A 21,268-nucleotide genomic window follows, 5' to 3' on the forward strand; every position below is an offset into this window, starting at 1 on the left:
TACTTCAAGATATTGCGGAGATTGGATATTGTCCTACCGTCTCTGGGCGGTGCATGGCGGCAGCGTTTCGGAGGAATGGATAGGGCTGGGTGGGACATCGCTGCGTGAGCTGCCGGCGGCCAGAATGGCCGCCGGCTAGATGAGCATCAGCGCGTGGAGGAGTTGAGGGCCAGGCGTTGGGCCAGCTGCACGGCTTCGAACAGGCTGCCCGGATGAGCAAGACCGCTGCCGGCCAGGTCTAGCGCGGTGCCGTGGTCGACCGAGGTGCGGATGATGGGTAGTCCCAGGGTGATATTGATGCCGGCGCCAAAGCTGGCGTGCTTGAGCACTGGCAGGCCCTGGTCGTGGTACATCGCCAGCACCGCGTCGCAGCCGGCCAGTTTGTCCGGGTTGAACAGGGTGTCGGCCGGCAAGGGTCCGATCAAGTCCATGCCCTGGCCGCGCAGCCGCGTCAGCAGCGGTTCGATGATTTCGATTTCCTCGCGGCCCAGATGGCCGCCTTCGCCCGCGTGCGGGTTCAGGCCCGCCACCAGCACGCGTGGCGCGGCGATGCCGAACTTGGCGCGCAGGTCAGCGTGCAGGATGCGGATGACCTGTTCCAGGCTGTCCGGGGTGATGGCGTCGGCGACCTCACGCAGCGGCAGATGAGTGGTGGCCAGTGCCACGCGCATGCCGCCGCCGGCCAGCATCATCACCACCTTGGGCGTGTGCGTGCGCTCGGCCAGGTATTCGGTGTGGCCGGAGAAGGAGACGCCGCCGTCGTTGATGACTCCCTTGTGCACCGGCGCGGTTACCATGGCGGCGAATTCGCCGGTCAGGCAGCCGTCGATGGCGCGGTTCAGCGTTGCCAGCACATAGCCGGCGTTGGCCGGGTCCAGCCGCCCGGCGACGACGGGCGCCGCCAACGGCACATGGCAGACTACCAGTCCCTGTGTCGGCGCGGGCGTGTCCGCAACATAATCATGCAGCGGCAGCGCGAGGCCCAGTTGGCGCGCGCGCGCCGCCAGCAGCGATTTGTCGCCGATCAGCACGCAACGCGCATCGACGCCGGCTTCGGTCAGCCGCAGCGCCAGGTCCGGGCCGACCCCGGCCGGCTCGCCGGTGGTGATGGCCAATACCGGGACGTTCATGCCTACTTCTCGTCCAGCCGTTCTTCGACAAAGGCGGAGTCGCGCAGCTGGCGGACCCAGTCGGCGTAGGCCTGTTCGATCTTGCGGGAGCGGATCTGCTGCTTGATCGCCAGCCGTTCGCGGTCGCCGGACACGTCCTGATTGCGCTTGCCCTCGACCAGGATCAAATGCCAGCCAAACGGGGTGCGCACCGGCTGCGACAGCTGGCCGATCGGCAACTGGGTCATCGCGTTCTCGAAGTCCGGCACCAGGTCGCCGAGGTTGACCCAGCCCAGGTCGCCGCCCTTGGCGTTGCTGCCGTCTTCGGAGTATAGCTTGGCCATGTCGGCGAACTTGGCGCCGCGCTGGATGCGGTCGCGCACCTGTTCGATGCGGGTCTTGGCGTCATTGGCCGATACCGCCTCGTTGGTGCGGATCAGAATGTGACGCACATGGTATTGCTCCACCATCATCGGCGCGCCGCTGTCACGCTTGTCCTGCAGTTGGAAGATGAAGAAGCCTTGCTGGGTGCGGATTACATTGGTGTGCTGGCCGGTTTTCAGCTGCTCCAGCATCTGCACGAACTCCACTGGCAGCGACACCGCGCTGCGCCAGCCCATATCGCCGCCTTTCAGCGCATTGGGCGCGTCGGAGTAGCTGGCCGAGACCTTGGCGAAGGGCTGGCCTGCGTCCAGTTCCGCCAGGGCTTTCTCCGCTTTCTTCGACAGGGTGTCGATCTGCTTGGCATCGGCGCGCTCCGGCACATTGATCAGGACGCTAGCCAGGTGGTATTCGGCGCGGTTGCCGCTCTGCGCGCTTTTCAGCACCTGGTCGACTTCGGTCTCGTTGACATTTACCTTGGCGGCGACTTCGCTGTCGCGCAGGCGGGCGATGGTCAGCTCCTTGCGCACTTCGGCGCGCAGCTTGTCGAAGGCCAGGCCCTCCTTGGCCAGCTGCGCTTTCAGGCCGGCCAGATCCATTTTGTTCTGCTTGGCCAGATTGGCCACGGCCTGGTCCACCGCGGCGTCATCGATGCGCAGGCCGCCGCTGGCGGCGTATTGCAGCTGCACTTCTTCGGTGATCATCTGCTCCAGCATCTGTTTTTCCAGCACCTGGCGCGCCGGAGGCGCCACTTTCTGAGCCTGTAGCTGTTTGATCGCTTCGTCGACGCGGGCTTGCAGGTCCAGCCAGGTGATCACGTTCTTGTTGACCACCGCTACGATGCGGTCCACTTCTTTGACCGGGGTGGCGGGAGCGGCGACGGCGCCTTGCAGGGCACCGGCCAGCAACAGGGCGAGCAGAGTTTGTTTCATGATCATCGCTTATAAGTCGTTAGTCTTGCTATAACCGGGAATCGCCAGCTTCAGCGTGTTGACTGGGTTGTTGCCGAAACCGCCCAGGCCTTTGAATTCCAGTTGGAAATAAATGGCGTTCTTGGTGGTGGTCAGATCGCTGACATAGCGCTGACCGACCATGCGCGCCGACCAGCAACCGTCGTTGTACTCGAAACCGGCCAGTTGTTCCAGCGGCTTGCGGTCGGCCAGCGAGTAGTTGTAGCGGCCTAGCGCATACCATTTCTTGGCGATCGGCCATTGCGCGGCGATGTCCACCTGGCGCAGCGGGCCGTAGAGCGAGGAATTGTCGAGCTGCTCGTAGCGGCCATAACGGTAGCGGGCGCTGAGCACCTTGCCCGCCGCCGGGTTGTAGCGCAGCTGGGCATTGTAACGCTCGGTGGTTTTCAGCGCCTCGTTCCATTCATAGGTGCTGTCCAGCCGCCAGCCCTTGGCCAAGTCACCGCTGGCGCCCAGCAACAGGTTGGAGCCGCTGACGGTGCGTTGCTGTGGCACGCCGGCCAGCGTGATGTCGTCCTGGTTGAAGTAGTAGCGCTTGCCCACCGTCAGTCGGATCCGTTCCATGCCGTTTTCCTGGCTGATTAGGCGGCTGGTCAATGCCGTGGTCAGCTGATTGGCGCCGTTGACACGGTCGGAACCGGAGAAGCGGTTCTCGGTGAACAATTGAGCGAAGTTGAAGTCGTTTTCCGAGGTATCGAAGTTGGGTAGATTGTTCTGATTGCGGGTCGGAATATTGACGTAGAACAGCCGCGGTTCCAGCGTCAACAAATGGTCCTGCCCCAGGAACTCGGTGTCGCGGTCGAAGTAGAGGCCGGCATCGGTGCTGAAAATGGGCAGGCTGCGCGACACCGAACGCGCTTGCTGACCGGGCAGCGCGTCCAACTGGTACTCGGTCAGATGCACGCCGATCTTGGGCCGCAGAAAGCCCCAACTCTTGTCCAGGCTCCAGCTCAGGCTGGGATAGGCGACCAGACGGTCACCGTTTTGCAGCGTAGGGTGCGAGAAGCGGGTCAGCTCGCTTTGCAGATTGGCGCTGAAGCCTTGTGGCAACTGCTGGTTGGCGTTGAAGATCAGCTGCGGTAGCCGCGCATAGGGGATATCGCCTGGGGCCGGGTTTTCCAGCAAGGTCTGGTAGCGCTGCGCGCGCAAGGTGGCGTTGGCCGAACCGCCCTGCCAGCCAAAGCCGTAGCTGAGCCAGGCTTCGCGCACCAGGTTGACGTTGGCGGCGATGCTGAGGCGGTCACCGAAATCCTTGAAGTAGTTCGGGTCGGAGACGTAGTTGGCGTTGTAGCCGAAGCTCAGGCCCGGCGCCAGCGTCTGGTTATGTGTCGCATACCAGGCGTAGCGGTTCTTGTCGGTAACCTTGTCCTTGGGCAATTGCTCGGTGTAGATCGAACCGGTGTAGTTGGGTTGCAGGTAGCGGAACTCCGCGCCCAGCATGGTGCCGTGCTTGTCGTTGAAATGCGGGGTGATGGTCGCGTCGTAGTTGGGCGCGATATTCCAGTAATACGGCAACGCGACCTCGGTACCGTTGCTGCCGGTCTTGAAGGTGGGCGGCAGGAAGCCGCTCTTGCGGTTGCCGTTGAGCGGGAAATCCATCCACGGGGTGTACAGGATGGGCACGCCGTAGAAATTCAGCCGCGCGTTGCGGGCGGTGCCGACACCATTGACGTAGTCCAGATCCAGCAAGGAAGAGTTCAGATACCAGGAGTCGTCGCCGGGCTCGCAGCTATTGATGCGGCTATTGTAGACCCGGTATAGATTCTGACCGCGGAAGTCCACTTGCTGGCCATCGCCGCGCATCGGCACCGTGCTCATCGGGCGGGTGCTCGCCGGCGCGCCCTTTGCGGCCGGTGCCGGCTTGCCCATCGCGAACACCGGGTCCATGCCGGTGCCGCTGTAGTCGGCGACGTTGTAATCCAGCGTGGTGCCGGTGACGACATCGACGCCGCGCGTCATCTTGAAGTGGTCGCCGGCTTTGACCCGATCCTTGTTCTGGTAGTAGTCCAGCCAGTCGGATTCCAGCTTCTGGTCGTCGCGGGTGACCACCACATTGCCGCGCGCTTTCAATTCCACATTCATTTCGCCGTCCATATCGTCGGCGGTGACATGGGTTTGGCCTTCGGCCTTGGGCGGCGTGGGCAGGGCGATCGGCGCGTCTTCATCGGCCAGCGCCAGCGCGGGGTTCAGCGAAAACGCGGCTGCCAGCGCCAAGGCTAGCGGATGGGGTTTGATTCTGGGCATGCACAAAGCCATATCTAAGGGGCGGCGGGGCAGTATAAAATCAGCCAATTCTATCAGCACCAAGACGAAGCGACATGCACAGACAGGAACTCATCAAGAAATGGCTGGCGGATTTGTATCCCGGGCAGGACATCGGGCTGGAATTCGCCGCCGCGGATGCCGATTTCCGGCGCTACTTTCGTGCGACTTGGCCGGACGGCGCGAGTTGCATCGTGATGGACGCGCCGCCGGAAAAAATGAGCACCGATGCCTATGTGCAAGTGCGCGACGTTTTCGCGATGGTCAATGTTCCCAAGCTGCTGGCGCGTGATCGCGAACAGGGCCTGCTGTTGTTGGAGGATCTGGGGCGGGTGACCTATCTGGCCGCCTTGGAACACGATGGACGCGAACAGGTGCGGCGTCATCTATTGCTGGAGGCGCTGGACACCCTGGTGGAAATCCAGTCCGCCAGCCAGCCGGGAGTGTTGCCGGAATACGACGAAGCGCTGCTGACGCGCGAGTTGAATCTGTTTCCGGAATGGTTCTGTGCCAAGGAGCTGGGCCAGCCATTGAATTTCGCCCAGCGCCAATTATGGGACGCCGGGGTCCAGGCCTTGCTGCCGGTACTGCTGGCCCAGTCCAGGGTGTTCGTGCATCGAGATTTCATTGTGCGCAACCTGATGCTGACACCGGGCAAGCCCGGGGTCCTGGATTTTCAGGACGCGGTATTCGGTCCGATCAGCTACGACATCGTCAGTCTGCTGCGCGATGCCTTCATCGAGTGGGACGAGCCCTTCGTGCTGGATATCGCGATCCGCTATTGGGAGAAGGCGCGCGCGGCGGGCCTGCCGGTGCCGGCCGAGTTCGATGCCTTCTACCGTGATTTCGAATGGATGGGGGTGCAGCGCCACCTGAAAGTGGCCGGTATTTTCGCGCGGCTGTTCCACCGCGACGGCAAGGACAAATACCGCGCCGAGATTCCGCGTTTCATCAAATATCTGAAGCGGACCTCCCGTCGTTATCAGGAACTGGCGCCGTTTTATCAGTTGCTGCTGCAACTGGTGGGCAAGGATGAGACTGACGAAGAACTGCAAGCGGCCTATCCGGTGCTGAGCTACAAGGGGTGAGCATGCCTAAAGCCATGATTCTGGCGGCCGGCCGCGGTGAACGGATGCGGCCGCTGACCGATCACACGCCCAAGCCCTTGTTGCCCGTGGACGGCAAACCCTTGATCGTCTGGCAGATCGAGCGCTTGGTGGCGGCCGGTTTCGCCGATATCGTGATCAACCACGCCTGGCTTGGCACGCAGATTGAAAGAGAGTTGGGCGATGGCCGGCGCTTTGGCGCGCGCATCGCCTACTCCGCCGAGGGCGAGCCCTTGGAAACCGCCGGCGGCATCGCCAAAGCCTTGCCCTTGTTGCGCGAGGAGGGCGATTGCGCCTTCCTGTGCGTGGCGGCGGATATCTACACCGATTTCGACTATGCCCGCCTGCTGCCACGCTTGGATGCGCTGGAGCGCGGAGTTGAACCGGGCATGCATCTGGTGATGACCGACAATCCGGCTTTCCACGCCGGCGGCGACTTCGCCTTGGCGGCGGATGGCCTGCTGCGGGCGGACGGCGAGCGCAAGCTGACCTTCTCCAGCATCGGCCTGTACGATACCCGCATGTTCGCCGCCATCCAGGCCGGCAGCTTCGTGCCGATGCGGCCGTTTTACGATGCGGCCATCGCGGCGGGCAGAGCCAGCGGCGAGTATTTCAACGGCGCTTGGCACAATGTGGGCACGCCGCAGCAATTGCAGCAGCTGGATGCGCAATTGCGCGCCGTCCCGGGTTGAGGCGATGTCGGCTCCATCCCTTCCCGGCGCGCGTCGCATTCTCGGCATCGACCCCGGCAGCCGTATCACCGGCTTCGGCGTGATCGACTTGCTGGGCCAACAGCGCCACTATGTCGCGTCCGGCTGCATACGCACGCCGCCAGGCGCGCCGCTGAGCGAACGCATCCGCGTGATCGTCGACGGCCTGTTCGGCGTGATCGACACCTACCAACCACAGGCGGCGGCGATCGAGCAAGTGTTCGTCAACGTCAATCCGGCGGCCACGCTGATGCTGGGACAGGCGCGCGGCGCCTGCATCGCCGCGCTGGTGTTGCGGGACCTGCCGGTGGCGGAATACACCGCGCTGCAGGTCAAGCAATCCGTGGCCGGCCATGGCAAGGCCGCCAAGGAGCAGGTGCAGCACATGGTGGTGCGGATGCTGAATCTGTCCGGCACGCCGCAGGCCGACGCCGCCGATGCGCTGGCGGTGGCCCTGGCGCATGCCAACCTCAGCGCCGGCGCCTTGGGCCAACTGGCGCAGAGCGGCTTGAAAATTCGCGGCGGCCGGCTGGTATAGCCGCTTGCCTGTTATCGCTTGAAGAAAGAACCAGAACATGATCGGACGCCTGAGCGGCAATCTCATCGAAAAACTGCCGCCGCAAGTGGTGCTGGACGTCAATGGCGTCGGCTACGAAGTCGATGTGCCGATGACCACGTTTTACCAATTGCCGGCGCTGGGTCAGAAAACCACGCTATTCACCCATCTGGTGGTGCGCGAGGACGCTCATCTGCTGTTCGGCTTCGCCAGCAAGGAAGATCGCCAGACTTTCCGTCAGTTGATCAAGGTGAGCGGCATCGGCGCCAAGATCGCCCTGGCCATTCTTTCCGGCATGACCACCGATGAACTGGCGGTGGCGGTGGCCAGCGAGGACATCAAGCGTCTGTCCGCGGTGCCTGGCATAGGCAAGAAAACCGCCGAGCGCCTGGTGCTCGAACTGCGCGGCAAGCTGGCCACTGGCAGCACGCTGACCGCGCCGGGCGGGCTGGCTTTCGCCGCGACGCCGGACGAGAAGAGCGACATCGTCAACGCCCTGCTGGCATTGGGATATAACGAGAAAGAGGCGGCGGCCGCCATCAAGGGCCTGCCGGCCGAGGTGACGGTGAGCGAGGGCGTGCGCCTGGCCTTGAAGAGCCTGATGAAGTTCTAGCACCTGTCCAGAGGGCAAGGGCGAGGCAGCGGAAGGTATTCGCGATATCTGTGCTCTTCGAAGCGGTTTTCACTGAGTTGGCCTCGCCGGGCACTGCTGAGCGTGAACGGCTTCTAAAGCCGCTTACTGCTCGCCTATAGTGGGGGGAGCCATGCGCGGGCATGGCGCGACACTGTGGCGCGGCGGGGAGGCGGGTTCATCGTGAAGACATGGATGGTGCTGAGCGGTTTGGCGCTGGCGGCCTGTTGGGCGGGCGCCGAGGGCGGCGTGGCGTGTCCGCCGCGTCCCATCCGTTTCGCCTTCTATGAAATCGGCCAGTTTTATAGCGCCGGCCAAGGGCTGGACCGGGATGTCGCCGAAGAACTGCGCCGCCGCAGCGGCTGCCGTTTCGAGTACCTGGTGATGCCGCGCGCGCGCATCTGGCAGGAGTTGGAGGCCGGCATGCTGGACATGACCGGCTCTGCGATCGAAACCCCGGAGCGGAGCAGGATTTACTGGTTCTTCAACTATATCCAGTTGCGTCAGTACGCGATTCTATCGGCCGAGGTATCGGCCTCCATCCAGTCCATGGAAGCTTTTATCCAGGACGCCCCGTCCAGCCGCTGGGCCATCGTGCGCAGTTATAGCACCAGCCGCTACTTCGATCCCTTGGTGACCCAATTAGCGGTGCAACGCCGGCTGATCGAGGTCGCCGACGAGGATGCCTTGTTCCGATTGCTGGCCCAGCGCCGTGTCGCCGGCATCTTTTCCACGCCCATGGTTTATCGCCAGAAGATCCGCCTGCATGGTTTGGAGGGCAAGGTGCGGGTGGCTGACTGGGAGCGCGAGGAGACGCCAAGTCCGCGCAGCCTGGTGCTGAACAAGCGCGGTTTTTCCGAAGGCGAAGCCCGGGCCTGGCATCAACTGCTGGACGGCATGAATCGCGACGGCACCATGCTGCGGCTGATCAGCCGCTATATGAGCAGGGACGAGGCCGCGGCAGCGGTGTGGGCCGGTGGAAAACGATAGCGTCCGCGAATAAAAAAGGCCGCCCAGAAGGGCGGCGAATGGAGGCGGGCACACTTGCGTGCGTCCCTTGGGACGACTCCGGGTAAAGCGAGGGTCGGCGCTGCTGTACTCAGGGCAAGCGAGCCAGGGGGCAGCGCGCCGATGAACACTAGGGGTTTAGCCTGCGGCTTTGAGAGTGACGTTGGTGCGAACCGCGGTCACACCCGGTACGCGAGAGGCTTCTTCGGCTACGCGGCGCAGCGCTTCTTCGCTGGGCGCGGTGCCGGTCAGAATGACTTCGCCCGCTTTCACGCTGCTCTGGATATTGGCGCCGACTTGGGCCGCAGCCTTGGATACCGTTTCCTGAACCGCCTGGTTCAGGTTGGCTGCAGGTGCGCTGGGCGCGGCTTCCGCCACCATGGCTTCCGCGGCGCTGGCATCGCCCTTGGCGGCGGTGGCGTGTTGAGCCTGGTCGTCGGCCGGAGCGCTGGCATCGCCCTTGGCGGCGGTGGCGCGTTGAGCGTGGTCGTCGGCCGGAGCGCTGGCATCGCCTTTGGCGGCGGTGGCGCGTTGAGCGTGGTCGTCGGCCGGAGCGCTGGCATCGCCTTTGGCGGCGGTGGCGCGTTGAGCGTGGTCGTCGGCCGGAGCGCTGGCATCGCCCTTGGCGGCGGTGGCGCGTTGAGCCTGGTCGTCGGCCGGAGCGCTGGCATCGCCTTTGGCGGCGGTGGCGCGTTGCGCTTGGTCATTGACCGGAGCGCTGGCGTCTTGAGCTGCCCAGCTAGTGCCGGCCAGCAAGGAACTCATCAGGGCAAGGGCAAGAGTGGTTTTTTTCATGGGATCAGCCTTTCGATAAAGTGAGGTACAGCGTTTGCGCCTGAGCTTCGAGGCGCCGCGAGCTTTGCATTTCCCTTAGCGCAAAAGGCGTGCCAGTTCTTTTTTGTCTTTGTTTTAAAAGGGTTTTTGTGTTTTATGGCGGCGAGAGGCGAGGCTGGGACAGGCTGATTTGTCGCCAGGTGGCGACAGCATTGAAGGCGTGAAAGGCAAGCTGGTGTTTTTGCAGGGATTTTTTTTGTCGCTGCCAGGCGACAGTCGACGGCGCCGCCTGACCCAGCGGTGAGCGGCGCCTGCCTGGTGCTTATTCCTGCTTGAAGGCGGCCGGCGTCAGTTCGTGCTTTTGCAGCAGGCGGTAAAACTCGGTGCGGTTGCGATCGGCCAAGCGCGCGGCATCGCTGACATTGCCGCCGGTCAGGCGCAGCAGGCGCTCCAGATAATCGCGCTCGAACAGGCGTTTGGCTTCCGCCAGCGTCGGAATCGCGCTAGCCTCGCCGGCAACTGCTTTCTGCACCTGGGCCAGCGTCACCAGCGAGCCGGTGGTCAGTACGCAGCATTGTTCGACCACATTGGCTAATTGCCGGATATTGCCTGGCCAGGAGGCGGCGCTCAGGTATTCCAGCGCATCGGCGGCAAAGCCGCTGACGGCTTTCTGGTAACGGGTGGCGATCTTTTCCAGGAAATGCGCGGCCAGCAGCGGGATGTCTTCGCGCCGCTCGGCCAGCGGCGGCAAGCGCAGCGACACCACGTTCAGGCGATAGAACAGATCCTCGCGGAAGCTGCCTTCCTGAATCAGCGTTTCCAGTTCGCGATGCGTGGCCGATACCAGACGGATATCCACCGGGGTTGCCCGCGCCGCGCCCACCGGGCGCACTTCGCGCTCCTGCAGCACACGCAGCAGTTTCACCTGCAGCGGCGCCGGCATGTCGCCGATCTCGTCCAGGAACAGGGTGCCGCCGTCGGCTTGTTGCACCAGGCCGGTCTGGCGGGCGCTGGCGCCGGTGAAGGAGCCTTTTTCATGGCCGAACAACTCGCTTTCCAGCAGATTGTCCGGAATCGCGCCACAGTTGACCGCGATGAAGGCTTGGCCGGCGCGCGGGCTGGCCAGATGGATGGCCTTGGCCAGCACTTCCTTGCCGGTACCGCTCTCGCCGCGCAGCAGCACGCTGGCGCCGGTGGAGGCTACCATGCGCGCCTCGGCCAGTAGTTCCTCCATCACCGGGCTGCGGCTGACCAGGCCGGAGCGCCAGCCGGCGGCCGCCTGATCGACCGCGCGGCCGGGGCTCGCCAGCGATAGCCCCTGGGCAACCTTGTCCAGCAACGCCTTGCCGTCGAAGGGCTTGACCAGATAGCCGAACACGCCGCGGCTGACCGCGTCTACCGCGTCCGGCACGGTGCCGTGGGCGGTCAGCAGGATGACCGGCATGGCCGGATAACGTTGGCGTACTTGTTCGAATAGCTCCAGACCATCGATGCCGGGCAGTCGCCAATCGGTCAGCAGCAAGTCGGCGCGGCGCGCGGCCAGCGCGTTCAGCGCCGCCTCGGCGCTGCCCAATGCTTCCACTTCGTAGCCGGCGGCGCCGAGGCGCAAGCCGACCAGGCGCAGCAAATCCGGGTCGTCGTCGACCAGTACGATGCGGGCGGGCGTGCTCATGGCTGTGCTCCCTTGGTCTTGCTGGGTTTCAATTGCAGATCGCGCTCCACTTCGCGCAATGCGTTCAGCTTGGCGTTCAGATCATCGTAGCGTTTCTGCAAGTCGCGGTTTTGCGCCTGCTGTCGCTCCAGCGCCTCGGTCAGCTTGCGGCGTTCCTGCAATTGTTGCAGCACTGAGCGCGCTAGGCTGAGGCTGGCGGGGTCCAATTGCTCGGGTTTGCTTAGCAAGCTTTCGAACTGGATTTGCAGTCGTTGCGCATCCGCGCGGTTTTCCGGGGCTTGGAGCTGTTGCAACAGCCCCAGCAAGCGACTGCTGCCGCAGCTTTCCCGGCCCGCGAGGGCCAAGGCCTGGACATCGCGGGTCTGACCTTGCAGCAACAAGATCTGGTTGGCATCCGGGCAGCGGATGATGGGCGCCGCCGGCGCGGTGGCGCGCGGGCGTGGCTGGGCGCAGGCGCCCAGGCTCAACAGGCAGCAAAGCCAGAATAGCCGGCGCGGCCAGGCGTCAATGAAGGGGAACGTCATGATAAATTCTCCGGTTCCGGCCAGCTCAGGCGGAAGCAGGCACCGGCGGTCTGGCGCTGTTCCAGCGTCAGTTCGCCGCGCATCAATTGGGCGAAGCCGAGCGCCATCGCCAAGCCCAAGCCGGTGCCGGGCTGTTCGCCCGGCGGCGGCGGGCCACTCCAGAATGGTTCGAAAATCCGCTCGCGTTGCGCCGTCGGCACGCCGGGACCCTGATCGCAGACTTCCAGCCAGACGCCGCCGGTGTCGCGGCCATGGCGGATGGACAAGGCGCTGCCGGCGGGGCTGTGGCGGATGGCGTTGATCAATAGATTGTCAAGAATGGTTTCCACCTTGGAGCGGTCGCCGCGAACCCGGGACGCCGCGCCGGCGACATCGACGCCCAGACGCTTGGCTTGCAGCAGCGGGCGGCTGGCCTGCAGCCGGTCCGCTATCAGCGCCGGCAGATCGAAGACTTCGACGGTCAAGATATCGGACAGCCATTGGCCGGCATCATAGCGCAATAAGGCCTCGACGCGCAGACGCAGGGTTTGCGCGTTGTTCTGCAGAATGAGCACGATTTCCTGCTGCTGCGGGGACAAGCGGCCCAGCACTTCTTCCCGCAACAGCGCGGCGGCTTCGTGAATGGCGGCCAGCGGGGTCTTCAATTCATGGGAAACCTGACGGAAGAAACGGCCTTTCTGTTCTTCCAGCGCCGCCAGCCGCCGATCCAGCTGAGCGAGCTCCAGCGCCAGGCGCTGCAGGTCGGCGGGGCCGGATTGCCGCCAGTCCTGCAGGCGAGCGCCATCGCTCATGCGCGCGATCTTGGCTTGCAGCTTGCGCAGCGGCCAGCTGATCAGCAGCGTCATCGCCAGCGCCAACAGCAGGGCGGAGACCAGCGACAGCCAGGCCAGCCGATCGGCGGTGCGGCGCATCTCGGTGATCGAGGACTGCCATTCGCGCTGGCTCTGGTCCAATTGTTGGTTGATCTGCAGGCTTTGCGCGCTCAGGTGCTGATCCAGTTGCCGGAACAGGCGGTCCCGTTGTGAGCCGGCGCGCGCAGGCAGCGCCTGTAACTGTGGTTGTATCGATAGGATCGATTCGGCGCTGCGCGTCAGCGCCGGATTGCCGCTACGCAGCAGCTTCTGTTGGGACAGCGCGATTTCCTGCCAGGCGCCGGCGGCGGCATTGGCCAGCGCGCGGTCTTTCAGAATCTGGGCCTGGCGCGTGGCGCGTTCAAACTGGGCGGATTGCTCGCGAGACACGCGGTTGGCGTCCTGCCAGTCCTTGGCCTGCTCCTGGTGCGAGCGCAGCGTGGTGGCGGCCTGCCCCAGTTCATTGCGCAGTTGGATCAGCACCGCGGAGGGCACGACGGCGACGATCAGAAAGCTGCTTAGCAGCAGACTGCGGAAGGAGAGAAAGCGAAGCATGGTCGGATCGGCGGCAGAGCCGCGGGCAGTTGCCCGCGGCTGGAGGCAAAGATCAAGCAGACAGCGGCGCGGCGGCTAAGTTCTGGCCGGCGATCCAGGTCGCGAGCTCGGCCACGCTCAAAATGGGTAGCGCATGCCGCTGCGCATAGTCCTGGATTTGCGCGCCGCGCATCATGCTGCCGTCCGGATTCATCAACTCGCACAGCACGCCGGCGGGCTGGAAGCCGGCCAATCGCGCCAGTTCCACCGCGGCCTCGGTGTGGCCGCGCCGGCTCAATACGCCGCCGGCGGCGGCGACCAGCGGAAAGACGTGGCCGGGACTGACCACGTCGTCGGCCTGCGCCTGTGGATGGACGGCGGCTTGTATGGTGCGCAGCCGGTCGGCGGCGGATACGCCGGTGCTGACGCCTTGAGCGGCTTCTATGCTGACGGTGAAGGCGGTGCCGTAGCGGCTGCCGTTGCGCTGCGTCATCGGCGGCAATTGCAGCCGGGCGGCATGCTCGGCGGTCAGGCACAGGCAGACGATGCCGCTGCAATCGCGGATCAGGCGCGCCATTTCGGCTTCGCTCAGCACGTCGGCGGCCAGGATCAGGTCGGCTTCATTTTCGCGATCGTCATCGTCGGGAACGATGACCGGCAGGCCGAGCCGCAAGGCGCTCAGCGCCGCCTCTATGCGTTGGGACAATGTGTCGGGGGATAAGGCGATACTCATGGAAACGGTCCTCTGATAGTTTGAGAAACAGGTTCCAGGGCGTGAAAAGGGCCGGCGCAAGCCTGCCCGCGCGCCAAGCGCGCAGCGACCACGCCGCGGGCGGCGACTGAGCGCGGCACGCGGCCTTGTCGTCTTCTCTCATCCGGACTATTACCGTCGGCTCTGGCCTGTCACCAGATCTGCTGACCCTCCGCCGGGAGGCGGAAGCGCTCGCGGGCTCGATCTTGCGATCATACCGCCGGTGGGGAGTTGCACCCCGCCCTGAAGACGTTGCGTTGGTACGCCAGGATTGGGCGGACCAGCGGCGATTATAGCGCCGCGGTGGTAAGATTGGGCATTCGTTTTTTTGGCCGGCGGCTGACACCATGATTGAAACCGACAACTTGTACGGCGGCGCGCCCGAGCCGCGCGTCGTTACCCAGCAAAGCCTGTCCAGCCAGGAAGAGGTGCTGGAACGCGCATTGCGCCCCAAGCAGCTGGACGAATATGTCGGCCAGAAAAAGGCGCGCGAGCAGCTGGAAATCTTTATCGAGGCGGCCAAGCGCCGCAAGGAAGCGCTGGACCATGTCTTGCTGTTCGGGCCGCCCGGCCTGGGCAAGACCACGCTGGCGCACATCGTCGCCCGCGAAATGGGCGTCAATCTGCGGCAGACTTCGGGGCCGGTGCTGGAGCGCGCGGGGGACCTGGCCGCCTTGCTGACCAATCTGGAGCCGCATGATGTGTTGTTCATCGACGAGATCCACCGGCTGAGCCCGGTGGTGGAGGAAATCCTCTATCCGGCGCTGGAGGATTACCAGATCGACATCATGATAGGCGAGGGGCCGGCGGCACGTTCGGTGAAGATAGATCTGCCGCCGTTCACCCTGGTCGGCGCCACCACCCGCGCCGGCATGTTGACCAATCCGCTGCGCGACCGCTTCGGCATCGTCGCGCGCTTGGAGTTCTACACCGCGGAAGAACTGACCCGCATCGTCAGCCGCTCCGCCGGCTTGCTGAACGTCAAGCTGGCGGACGACGGCGCGTTCGAAGTAGCGCGCCGCAGCCGCGGCACGCCGCGCATCGCCAACCGGCTGCTGCGCCGGGTGCGCGATTACGCCGAAGTGAAGGCCGACGGCACGGTCAGCGCCGAGGTGGCGGACGCCGCGCTGGCGATGCTGGATGTGGACCCGGCCGGTCTGGACATCATGGACCGCAAGCTGCTGCAGGCGATTCTGGAGAAGTTTTCCGGCGGGCCGGTGGGTCTGGACAATGTGGCGGCGGCGATAGGCGAGTCCACGGATACCATCGAGGATGTGATCGAGCCTTTCCTGATCCAGCAAGGCTATTTGCAGCGCACTCCGCGTGGTCGGATGGCGACAGCGCTGGCCTATCAGCATTTCGGCTTGCCGCTCAAGGATTGAGGCAGTGTCGCCTGCGCGCAGCAGCACGGCAATCCCTTGATCGCCGCCACCGCCGCTCAGGCGTACAATCCCGGCTTTGACACGGCATTCCGCTGCGGCGGGGGACGATTATGTTTTACGCTCTGTTTGGCCTGACCCTGGCGGTGGCGATTGCCACTTCGGTATTCACCGCGCGTTTTTTCGATCCGGCGGTCAACAAGATTCTGGCGCGCATCCTGGGACGGGATCTGACCGACGCCTGGCGCAAATACATTTTCTTCGCCATCGTGGTCACCGGGGTGTCCGGCGGGGTGCGGCAATGGTCGCTGGAGAAATACCTGCCGCCAGCCGCGGGCAAGGGCAGCACCGCGCTGGACCTGACCGGTGAACGCTGGCTGCTGGAGTTGTTCAATACCTTCATCGACACGCTGCGCTCCATCGCCTGGGTGATGCTGCTGTTCTTCCTGTGCGCGATGTTGGCCCATGTGATCATGAAGGCGGTGGAAATGCGCAAGGGCGAACACCCGCCCGGTGAATGAAAAATCCCGGTCTTAGGACCGGGATTTTCGCATCGATCAACGACCGATCTTGATTTGCGACCATAAGCGGTTCAATTCACGTCGGGACTTCACATCCAGGTCCTTCAAGGCCACGTACTTGCCCTTGGCCGGGTCCAGCATGATCACCGGGTTGGCCTTGATCTGTGGCTTGAAGAACGCTTCCGCTGCCTTGACCGGGTTGGTGGCGCCGATCTGGTTGGAGATCTCGGCGGCGTTCTTGCCGTCCAGCATGAAATTGATGAAGCGGTGCGCGAGGTCCGGCCTTGGCGCGTCCTTCAGCACCACCATATTGTCCACCGCCAGGATATTGCCTTCTTTCTGCGGCTGGTAAGCCAGCTTGAATGGACGTTTGGCGTGCTGCGCATCTTGCTGCGCCTGGAACAGATCGTTGGAATAGCCGTGGGCCACCCAGATATTGCCGACGGTCAGTTCCTTGATATAACTCTGGTTATTGAAGGCGGCCCAGTAGGGCTTGGCCTTGCGGATCACTTCAGCGGCGGCTTTCCAGTCGGCGGGGGAGGTGGAATTGGCGTCCTTGCCTAGGTAGAGCAGCGCGGCGGACATCAGTTCGCGCTGCGAATCCAGCACGGTGACCCGGCCCTTGATCTTGGCCAGCACCGCGGGGTCGAACAGCAGCGCCCAACTATTGGCCTGGGCCAGCACGCCGGCTTTTTGCAGCTGGGTCTCGTTGTAACCCAATAAGGTCAGCGATACCACGGTGGGCGCCGCCACCTTGTTGCCGGCATCGAATGGCGCATTCAGCGCCAGATAGCCGGCGTTGAGGTTTTTCCAATTGGGCAGCTGAGCCTTGTTCAGCGGCTGGGTCTTGCCCTGCTTGATCAAGGTGCTGACCGCGAAGGCGGTGGGAAACACCATGTCGTAGCCTTTGGCGCCGGCGGCCAGCTTGGCCAGCATTTCCTCGTTGTCACCGTAGTAGTCCTGTACCAGCCGGCATTTGCACGATTGTTCGAAACGCTTGGCGGTATCCGCGGACAGGGCGTTGTTCCAGTTGTAGATATGGAGTACGTCCTCGGCCATTGCCGAGCCCCAAGTCAGAGCCAGAAGCGCCGAAAGGGCCAGCTTTTTCATACGCGTGAATCCTCTAGAAAGCAGGTGATTAAGTAGAACGGCAAGCCTGGACCGGCTTGCCGCCTGAGGGAGCTGCCGCGCGCGCGGTGGGCCGGCAGGGTGTTACAAGGCAACCATATTGTCGCGATGGATCAGCTCCGGCTCTATCATGTAGCCGAGCGCGGCCTCGATTTCCCGCGTCGGTTTCTGCATGATGGTGCGCGCTTCGCTGGAGCTGTAGTTGACCAGGCCGCGGGCGACTTCCGCGCCGTCCTGGTCCACGCAGGCGACTGCTTCGCCGCGCAGGAAATCGCCTTCCACAGCGCAAACGCCGATAGGCAGCAGGCTGGTGCCGCGTTCGCGCACCGCTTGCGCGGCGCCGGCATCCAGCACCAGGCGGCCGGACAGCTTCAGGTGATCGGCCAGCCATTGCTTGCGCGCCGCCATGCGGCTGGTGGGCGGCAGCAACTGGGTGCCTATGCCCTCGCCGTCGGCCAGGCGCGACAGCACTTGATGCTCGCGGCCGCAGGCGATGACCGTGGCCGCGCCACTGCGCGCCGCGCGCTTGGCGGCGAGAATCTTGGTGATCATGCCGCCGGTGCCGACGCTGGAGCCGGCGCCGCCGGCCATCTCTTCCAGCCGGGCTTCGCCGGCAACGGCCTCGTGAATGAATTCCGCGTCCGGTTGTTTGCGCGGGTCGGCGCTGTACAGGCCTTGTTGATCGGTGAGAATGATCAGCGCGTCGGCCTCGATCAGATTGGTCACCAGCGCGCCCAAGGTATCGTTGTCCCCAAAGCGGATTTCATCGGTGACCACGGTGTCGTTCTCGTTGATGATGGGCACCGTGTTCAGGTTCAACAGGCTGGTCAGCGTGGAGCGGGCATTCAGGTAACGAGTGCGATCGGCAAGGTCTTCATGCGTCAGCAGAATCTGCGCGGTTTGTAGGCCGAAACCGCGGAAGGCGGTTTCATAAGCCTGGCACAAACCCATTTGCCCGACCGCCGCCGCGGCCTGCAATTCGTGCACGCCCTTGGGGCGCACGGTCCAGCCCAGGCGCTGGCAGCCTTCGGCAATCGCGCCGCTGGAGACCAGCACCACCTGTTTGCCGCGTCGCTTCAGTTCGGCAATTTCCGCGGCCCAGCGATTGAGCGCCGCCATATCCAGGCCCTTGCCGTCATTGGTGACGAGACTGGAGCCAACCTTGACCACAATCCGGTCGGCGGCGTGAATAACCGAGCGCATCCAAAACTCCATGAATCAAACGATAGATGCCGGGGAGTTTACCCGAAAAAAACGCCGCCGCGCCGCTGGCGCCGGGCTGGTCGCGGGTTTGCCGCCCGCTTGAGCGCGTAGCTCATTGATTCAATACGGTTTGGCGCTGCATCTTGGGCGAGCGGAAGGGGCGTGTCGAGTTAAAAGCTTGATCTGAATCAGAAATGGTTGCTATTGCGATATTCCATGATCTGGAACAGCGGCGTTTGCAGATGCAGTCGCGACACGCGTATCAGCGTTTCCTGTCCGCCGTCGCGCAAATGGAATTCGCGCAGCTGGCTGTACGGACGTCCAGCCATTAGCAGCAACTTGGGTGTGCCCGGCCGCTCTTCCAGCCGCAATGCGAACTGGAAGCTGTCACCGGCGTGGGTGATGCTGGGCATGGCCAGCACCGCGTGTGGCGGGGGAGCGATGAATTCCACGCCGCATTCGATTTCCCGGCCATCCGCGCGCAGCGAGATCCAGCGGACGATGGCCAGGCGGGCGTTCTCCGGTTGACCAGGCGGGGTGGTCAGCAGCAATTCGCCGGCGCGCAGCGATTGTTCACGCGGCAAGCCATGTAGCAGCAGGCCGTTGTCGTTTTGATTGGCAATGGCCAGCAGGCAAGGCGGCGGTGGCGCGCGCAGGCGGCCGGCGCTTTCTTCCTCCATGCCCGGCAACTGCCAGCTCAGATCATTGCAATGGAACCAGACGCCGGGCACCGAGGCGATGATTTCGACGATGGCTTGGGTTTTCAGGCGTGGATGCCGGCGTCGCTTGGGCTGGTGCCACTCTTCCACCAGCATAGACAAAAGCTGCAATTCGTCGGTCATCAGGCCTTGCTGGCGATTGTTCTGCGCCTTTTGCAAGGCTTCTCGGCTTTTTTCCAGGATATCGCGCAGCGGCTCAAGATCGAATAGAAAGCAGTTGGGGCCGAGCTTGTTCGCCGAAATCGGCAGAAAGCGCGGCGGCGAGTCGATCTGCTGGTCCACCAGATAGCCATGGACAGCCTGGGACAAGGCTTCGACCGGGATCAAGCGGGACTTGGGCGCCAGGTCGAAGATCAATTGCCGCGACAGCGCCTGTTCGGTGGGCGCCAGCCGGTTGCTGGACGTCAGGCCCATCAGCAACAGCTGCAGATAGATGGTCTGGATGGTGTCGTCATTGGCCAGACCCTTGTCCAGCCAGCCACGGCCGCGGGCGAAGGCGTGCAGTTGATGACAGTCGTACCAGAACTCTGGTGGAGTTGGGCAATAACATTGCTGGCTGATGCTGAGCAACTGGCGCGCGGCCATCATGGTATAGGCCATCAGCTCGATCTTGGGCTGCTCTCTATCCAGCAGGCTGCGTTTGTTCAGCCGATCGTGCAGGATTTGCTTGAAGGTGATGAAGATCAGCGCAAACAACTCAACGCTCAGCAGGGCAAGCTGGCGCACCTTCTGATTGCCCAGGCTGTCATGTTGGCGGATCTCGTTTTCCAGCAAGGGGTAGTAGCGATCCAGCGCCTTCAAGTACAGCTTCAGCAGTTTGTGGCGCAAATGGCTGTCCAGCGCAATCCGGGACAGGTTTTGCAAGGACTGGCTCAACAAACGCCCGCATTCAGGCAAGTCGGTGAATGGCAACCGATCCAGCCATGCCGCCACGCTATCCGGTTGAGTGTCTATCAGCAGAGGATCCATGTTTTGTTGTGGCAGGCTGAGTGAGCGCATGCAAGTGGATTCATGATGTAAATCTTGCCAAATCCCATGCTATTTGCACTCCACCGTCATGGCAAGGTGGATCAAGGCAAAGCGATGCCGTGACCGTCCGGGCTGTTGGATGCATGCGCCAGTTCATCCAGCGCGGCTTCGGCTGCGGCGATCAAGAACGCCATGTCCTCATCGCTGATCGTATAGGGTGGCATGAAGTAAATGGTGTTGCCTATCGGGCGCAACAGGCAGCCGCGATGCAGCATGGCGGCGAAGCAAGCCTGAGCGAAGTCGGCGCGGCGGGTGGCGACTTCAAAGGCCCAGATCATGCCGATGCGACGGAAATCGCGCACATCCGGGCGAGCTTGCAGGCCTGCCATCATCGCGTCGAAACGCGCCGCCTTGGCCGCGTTCTGTGTGAGCACATCTTCTTCAGCGAAGATGTCCAGTACCGCCAGCGCCGCGGCGCAAGCCAAGGCATTGCCGGTGTAGCTGTGCGAGTGCAGGAAGCCGCGGCTGACGTCATCGTGATAGAAGGCCTGGTAAATCGGGCGGCTGGTCAACACGCAGGAGAGAGGCAGGAAACCGCCGGTGATGCCCTTGGACAGACAGAGGAAGTCCGGGGTGATTCCGGCTTGCTGGCAGGCGAACAGGCTGCCGGTGCGGCCGAAGCCGACGGCGATCTCATCGGCGATCAGGTGTACCTGGAATTGATCGCAGAGCCGGCGCAACTCGCTGAGGTAGAGCGGATCGTACATCGCCATTCCCGCCGCGCCTTGCACCAGCGGCTCCACGATGACGGCGGCGACTTCGCCGGCATGTTCGGTCAATAGCTTTTCCATGCTTTGGATCGCCGCGAGCGCGACATCCGCCGCGCTCTGTCCTGGCAAGGCCCGGCGCGCGTCAGGCGAAGGCGCGCGCAAGCCGGGCTTGAGCAATTCGGCATAGGTATGGGAGAACAGCGGCACATCAGTCACCGCCAAGGCGCCGACGGTCTCGCCGTGATAGCTGTTTTCCAGGCTGATAAAACGCTTCTTGCCCGGAAGCCCCTTGTTGCGCCAGTAGTGAAAGCTCATTTTCAGCGCGATCTCGGTCGCGCTGGCGCCATCCGAACCGTAAAACGCGTGCGCCAGGCCGCTGGCCTCGGCTAGCCGTTCCGACAACTCGACCACTGGGCGATGGGTAAAGCCGGCCAGCATCACGTGTTCGAGAGAGTCCAGCTGATTCTTGATCGCCTGCTTGATGCGCGGATGACCATGGCCGAACAGATTGACCCACCAGGAACTGACTCCATCTAGGTAGCGCTTGCCATCGAAGTCGGTCAGCCATACGCCTTCGGCGCTGGCAATGGGCACGATGGGCAAGGCCTCATGGCGCTTCATCTGGGTGCAAGGGTGCCAGACGGCATTGAAGCTGCGTTGCAGCCAGGTTTGGTTGGAGCTCATGACATTGCTACCGATTCAGGCAAAGACAAGGATTTAAGATGCTATCACAGTGCGA

Annotated in this window: 19 protein-coding genes and 1 riboswitch; of the genes, 7 read left to right on the forward strand and 12 right to left on the reverse strand. The window is 63.4% G+C overall.

Annotation, left to right across the window (positions count from 1 at the left end; translation table 11 throughout):
• Positions 1–146: 146 nt before the first annotated feature.
• The 3 genes from pdxA to ACE3QM_RS11665 are packed head-to-tail and all read right to left on the reverse strand — an operon-like array spanning position 147 to position 4,705.
• Entirely contained in the window at positions 147–1,130 is a 984-nt protein-coding gene (gene pdxA / locus ACE3QM_RS11655) for a 4-hydroxythreonine-4-phosphate dehydrogenase PdxA (RefSeq protein ID WP_374422021.1), read from the reverse strand.
• Positions 1,131–1,132: 2 nt separating this feature from the next.
• The gene (locus tag ACE3QM_RS11660; protein ID WP_231463690.1) at positions 1,133–2,422 is read right to left on the reverse strand and encodes a peptidylprolyl isomerase; all 1,290 of its coding nucleotides are present in this window, start codon (positions 2,420–2,422) and stop codon (positions 1,133–1,135) included.
• A 9-nt stretch (positions 2,423–2,431) separates the two neighbouring features.
• Positions 2,432–4,705, reverse strand: coding sequence for an LPS-assembly protein LptD (locus ACE3QM_RS11665; protein ID WP_374422023.1), 2,274 nt, complete (start codon positions 4,703–4,705; stop codon positions 2,432–2,434).
• Between the two features lie 74 nt (positions 4,706–4,779).
• Between ACE3QM_RS11665 and amgK the strand changes: the two genes are divergently transcribed.
• The 5 genes from amgK to ACE3QM_RS11690 all read left to right on the forward strand — a co-directional run bounded on the left by amgK (position 4,780) and on the right by ACE3QM_RS11690 (position 8,716).
• On the forward strand, positions 4,780–5,811 hold the full coding sequence (amgK, locus tag ACE3QM_RS11670; RefSeq protein ID WP_374422025.1) for an N-acetylmuramate/N-acetylglucosamine kinase AmgK: 1,032 nt from the start codon (positions 4,780–4,782) through the stop codon (positions 5,809–5,811).
• 2 nt (positions 5,812–5,813) lie between these two features.
• Complete coding sequence (murU, locus tag ACE3QM_RS11675; protein ID WP_197081362.1) at positions 5,814–6,521, forward strand: N-acetylmuramate alpha-1-phosphate uridylyltransferase MurU; 708 nt, start codon at positions 5,814–5,816, stop codon at positions 6,519–6,521.
• A gap of 4 nt (positions 6,522–6,525) precedes the next feature.
• On the forward strand, positions 6,526–7,077 hold the full coding sequence (gene ruvC, locus ACE3QM_RS11680) for a crossover junction endodeoxyribonuclease RuvC (protein WP_048408267.1): 552 nt from the start codon (positions 6,526–6,528) through the stop codon (positions 7,075–7,077).
• 37 nt (positions 7,078–7,114) lie between these two features.
• Positions 7,115–7,708, forward strand: a complete 594-nt coding sequence (ruvA, locus tag ACE3QM_RS11685; RefSeq protein ID WP_048408266.1) for a Holliday junction branch migration protein RuvA — start codon at positions 7,115–7,117, stop codon at positions 7,706–7,708.
• 201 nt (positions 7,709–7,909) lie between these two features.
• Positions 7,910–8,716, forward strand: a complete 807-nt coding sequence (locus tag ACE3QM_RS11690) for a substrate-binding periplasmic protein (protein ID WP_374422029.1) — start codon at positions 7,910–7,912, stop codon at positions 8,714–8,716.
• Between the two features lie 156 nt (positions 8,717–8,872).
• Here the strand turns inward: ACE3QM_RS11690 and ACE3QM_RS11695 are convergent, their stop codons facing one another.
• The 5 genes from ACE3QM_RS11695 to ribB form a co-directional block, all read right to left on the reverse strand.
• A complete protein-coding gene (locus ACE3QM_RS11695; RefSeq protein ID WP_374422031.1) occupies positions 8,873–9,529 on the reverse strand; it encodes a BON domain-containing protein in 657 nt (218 codons plus the stop codon).
• Between the two features lie 301 nt (positions 9,530–9,830).
• A complete protein-coding gene (locus ACE3QM_RS11700; protein WP_374422035.1) occupies positions 9,831–11,180 on the reverse strand; it encodes a sigma 54-interacting transcriptional regulator in 1,350 nt (449 codons plus the stop codon).
• Complete coding sequence (locus tag ACE3QM_RS11705; RefSeq protein WP_048411443.1) at positions 11,177–11,704, reverse strand: hypothetical protein; 528 nt, start codon at positions 11,702–11,704, stop codon at positions 11,177–11,179. Before ACE3QM_RS11705 ends, ACE3QM_RS11700 begins: the two co-directional genes overlap by 4 nt.
• On the reverse strand, positions 11,701–13,110 hold the full coding sequence (locus ACE3QM_RS11710) for a sensor histidine kinase KdpD (RefSeq protein WP_231463676.1): 1,410 nt from the start codon (positions 13,108–13,110) through the stop codon (positions 11,701–11,703). The genes ACE3QM_RS11705 and ACE3QM_RS11710 overlap by 4 nt, the downstream gene beginning before the upstream one ends.
• Before the next feature lie 52 nt (positions 13,111–13,162).
• A complete protein-coding gene (ribB, locus tag ACE3QM_RS11715) occupies positions 13,163–13,822 on the reverse strand; it encodes a 3,4-dihydroxy-2-butanone-4-phosphate synthase (protein ID WP_231463674.1) in 660 nt (219 codons plus the stop codon).
• A 126-nt stretch (positions 13,823–13,948) separates the two neighbouring features.
• A riboswitch (FMN riboswitch) is annotated at positions 13,949–14,095 on the reverse strand.
• Between the two features lie 92 nt (positions 14,096–14,187).
• Between ribB and ruvB the strand changes: the two genes are divergently transcribed.
• Complete coding sequence (gene ruvB, locus ACE3QM_RS11720) at positions 14,188–15,222, forward strand: Holliday junction branch migration DNA helicase RuvB (RefSeq protein WP_374422039.1); 1,035 nt, start codon at positions 14,188–14,190, stop codon at positions 15,220–15,222.
• Between the two features lie 110 nt (positions 15,223–15,332).
• Entirely contained in the window at positions 15,333–15,740 is a 408-nt protein-coding gene (locus ACE3QM_RS11725; RefSeq protein ID WP_374422041.1) for a hypothetical protein, read from the forward strand.
• A 36-nt stretch (positions 15,741–15,776) separates the two neighbouring features.
• Here ACE3QM_RS11725 and ACE3QM_RS11730 read toward each other — a convergent pair whose 3' ends face one another.
• The 4 genes from ACE3QM_RS11730 to ACE3QM_RS11745 form a co-directional block, all read right to left on the reverse strand.
• On the reverse strand, positions 15,777–16,850 hold the full coding sequence (locus tag ACE3QM_RS11730; protein ID WP_374422043.1) for a PotD/PotF family extracellular solute-binding protein: 1,074 nt from the start codon (positions 16,848–16,850) through the stop codon (positions 15,777–15,779).
• A gap of 102 nt (positions 16,851–16,952) precedes the next feature.
• The gene (proB, locus tag ACE3QM_RS11735; protein ID WP_374422045.1) at positions 16,953–18,071 is read right to left on the reverse strand and encodes a glutamate 5-kinase; all 1,119 of its coding nucleotides are present in this window, start codon (positions 18,069–18,071) and stop codon (positions 16,953–16,955) included.
• A gap of 188 nt (positions 18,072–18,259) precedes the next feature.
• Positions 18,260–19,759, reverse strand: coding sequence for a hypothetical protein (locus tag ACE3QM_RS11740; protein WP_374422047.1), 1,500 nt, complete (start codon positions 19,757–19,759; stop codon positions 18,260–18,262).
• Between the two features lie 101 nt (positions 19,760–19,860).
• Positions 19,861–21,213: an adenosylmethionine--8-amino-7-oxononanoate transaminase gene (locus tag ACE3QM_RS11745; RefSeq protein ID WP_374422049.1), complete on the reverse strand. Its 1,353-nt coding sequence runs from the start codon at positions 21,211–21,213 to the stop codon at positions 19,861–19,863.
• Positions 21,214–21,268: the final 55 nt, after the last annotated feature.

The sequence above is a fragment of the Chromobacterium sp. genome (assembly GCF_041912965.1).
Taxonomy (GTDB): domain Bacteria; phylum Pseudomonadota; class Gammaproteobacteria; order Burkholderiales; family Chromobacteriaceae; genus Chromobacterium; species Chromobacterium aquaticum.